This window comes from Oscillospiraceae bacterium (assembly GCA_034925865.1).
Classification (GTDB): Bacteria; Bacillota; Clostridia; order Oscillospirales; family SIG627; genus SIG704.
This window is the reverse complement of the sequence record JAYFRN010000044.1, coordinates 1-3,025: the sequence shown is the minus strand read 5'-3', so window position 1 is coordinate 3,025 and position 3,025 is coordinate 1. Positions and strand designations below refer to the sequence as shown.

Genomic DNA, 3,025 nt, shown 5'->3' with positions numbered 1-3,025 from the left:
AATAGAAGGCTTTGTTCCGTACCCTTACGGAATATACGATGTTTTTGTCAGTAGCGGTGAAAACGGCGTTGATACATACAAGCTGACAATTCCCGAAGCGAGAAGCGAACTATTCACCTGTCACGCATCAGGAAACGAAAGTAAAGAAGCGATGTTCGACGTTACCAATAAGGCGACATATAAAGACGCGGTAATTGCCGAGCGATTTGCTCTACCTCGGACATCGTCGGACGAATTGAATGCAGAAATAATAAAGGATTTCTTTGAATTTGCTGATAAAAACGCCGTGTTTTCGGATAAGCGGGAGGAACTCGCGTATTATGTAAACTATAATATACGCCGGACATACGGACTTGAACGCATCGAGGTGCATTATATAACCTTTGACGAATACGGAAAAAAGAGCGATGAGATAAAGAAATATTTCTGCGAAACAACCACTGGAGCGTACTGGAGAGATGGTGATGAAGAACCAGAAGAAATTTTAAAGATACTTGCATTGAATTTCGCAGATTGTCTGCAGATGTTTGTCGATGATGTATCGACAGAAAGACCATTGAAATGCGATGCAAATACTATTGCCGCCGCGATATATATGACCGGAAGAACTGCTATTGACCCCGCAAAGATATCAGAAAATACATATAATTCAAGGAAAATAATAAATATCTCTAATCAGGAGATAAAAAGCATTTTCGGTGATTGCTTTTCAACTCTGTTTGAAATCGGACCGGATAAAATTAACTTTTGCAAAAACCATACAATATTAACGCAAAACGACAGCGATTTTCATTTGGAAATCACAAATGCTTCTACTGTATTGAACAGATCGATTTCCGAAATCAGTATTATCGGGAACCGGATAATTGTCGATGCGGTATGTGAATATGCGGCAAGATTCGGTTTTACTTACGGCAGAAAAACAATGCGTTATGAATTTCAATTCGACGGTCTTGAATTAAAACTGATAACCGCAAAAACGATAAATGACAGTGAAGAAGAACCGGTATCTTCAGAGAATTACCTTGGATATGGAGAAGGATGGAATAAGATAGATTTGACGGAGCAGGTCAAAAAAGCCGGATATGACGTGATACTCAGATATTATGGGTACAGCAGAGATGAATGGGTTCTTCCGTATGCTCCTGTCATAGCGGCAAATAAAAGCAATTATACAAGTACAATTGACGGGAAAGTAACCGACTGTTTCACCGGACTTACACTTTTATTTTACGATATAGAACATGATTGTTTATGTGATAGAAAAATTGTGATTAATGACAGTGATTATATCAGAGCTGACTTATCATGTGCATTATCAACTATAGATGGCTTTTTATACATTAAAACATCAGTTTATTCCTCTGAAGGCAATTTGAATAAAACTTACCGCCTTGAATATGACGGTTCATTTAATCCTTCACTTATTAATGCACAACCTGAATTAATCGATATGGCGGATGGTGAAATATATAACATCCCCACAAGGATTGAATCCGGAGGATGGGTTGTAGAACGTGATTCCGGCGGATCCATCAATGCTACTCGCAAATCCGATGGCTTTAAGAAAGTATTATATAAACGTATACCATATGAAATATATTATGATATAGGAACCTCAGCATCATTATATGGTGTATTGTTTAATAAATACATTTTATATAATATAAGCGGATGGGAATGGGCGATAGGATTTGGCATTTTTAATACCGAAACAGAAAAAAGCTGGGTGATTGAAAATTGGAAACGTATATACTGTACGCGAGGGGATTATCTGATACTTACGGATGAGACAAATCTCGAATATACAAAAATCACATCTCCTTATGTAACTTTTAATTTAACAGAATATTTAAATGAAGAAGATAGTATTTATATTGACGAAAACTTTGAAAATATAACTATCGTAAATTGGTCATACAGTACAAGTGATAATTATCTTGGAATATACACGTTTAAGAGAGAATCAGGTAAATTGGTTCCGAAATCCTTCGAAAGAATTATAGGAAAAAACGCTGGTGAGCGCATTATTATATCCGGCGGATATGCTCTTGTGTCTTCATATGATATGAAAGAATTTATATCTAAAAAGCTGAATTAAAAAGATATGATTAAAAGTCGAGCAGCCGATTTATATTTTAGCAGGAAGTGTTTTTATTAGAAGAAAGGATTTCGTTTATGAAGAAAACACGAATTATAGCCGCGGCTTTATCCGTTGTAACGGTATTTACGCTTATCGCATTCGCTTCATGTTCTCAAAAGCCCTCGTCTGACTCCGGGCTTACCGAAACCGGAGCGAAAACCGGTATTTCTCCGTTGACTGTACATGAGACAGAACCTATATCCGAAACCAAGGATTCCACTCAAACAGGAAGTCCTGTCGAAACAGGGAATTCTGTCGAAACAGAACCTGAAACAGGCGTTCCCTCTGAAACACAAACGGAGGAGCGCGTTCCTCTCACGCCGGCGCAGCTTTCCGAGCTGGTCGCGGAAACTGATTCCACATTTGGCGGAGGGATAAGCATGAATTATGAAACATTTAATTGGGAGATTCTCGATGAAGCAATAAACAATTTTAATTATGAAAACTATAGTGAAGCGCGCAGAATTATTTGCGACGCCGATAACAGGATCGTCGAAAAATTCAACAACGATACCAGCGATTTAAGCCAGATAACCCGCAAATGCGAAAGCACATGCATCGATGGGAATTATGCTTTTGCTGTGCTTTATTACGATCCGGAAGGAACTCTCAAGTATGTAAATACGCATTTCTATGACCTGTATCGGGGAAAGAGCCTAGAATTGTCAGACGCGCTCAAAGCCGTAAAACTGACAGAGGAAAAATTGCGCGAAAAGCTTTCCGCCACCGGGGCACAGCTTCGAGAAGACAGCAAAATAGAAGGCTTTGTTCCGTACCCTTACGGAATATACGATGTTTTTGTCAGTAGCGGTGAAAACGGCGTTGATACATACAAGCTGACAATTCCCGAAGCGAGAAGCGAACTATTCACCTGTCACGCAT

At 38.8% G+C, this 3,025-nt stretch carries 2 protein-coding genes; both read left to right on the top strand.

Going from position 1 to position 3,025, the window contains the following annotated elements; translation table 11 throughout:
• Window positions 1-2,101 (top strand): hypothetical protein (locus VB118_12540; GenBank protein ID MEA4833429.1); only part of this gene is annotated, 2,101 nt, incomplete at its 5' end.
• Window positions 2,102-2,178: 77 nt separating this feature from the next.
• The coding region (locus VB118_12535; GenBank protein MEA4833428.1) for a hypothetical protein at window positions 2,179-3,025 on the top strand (847 nt) is incomplete at its 3' end.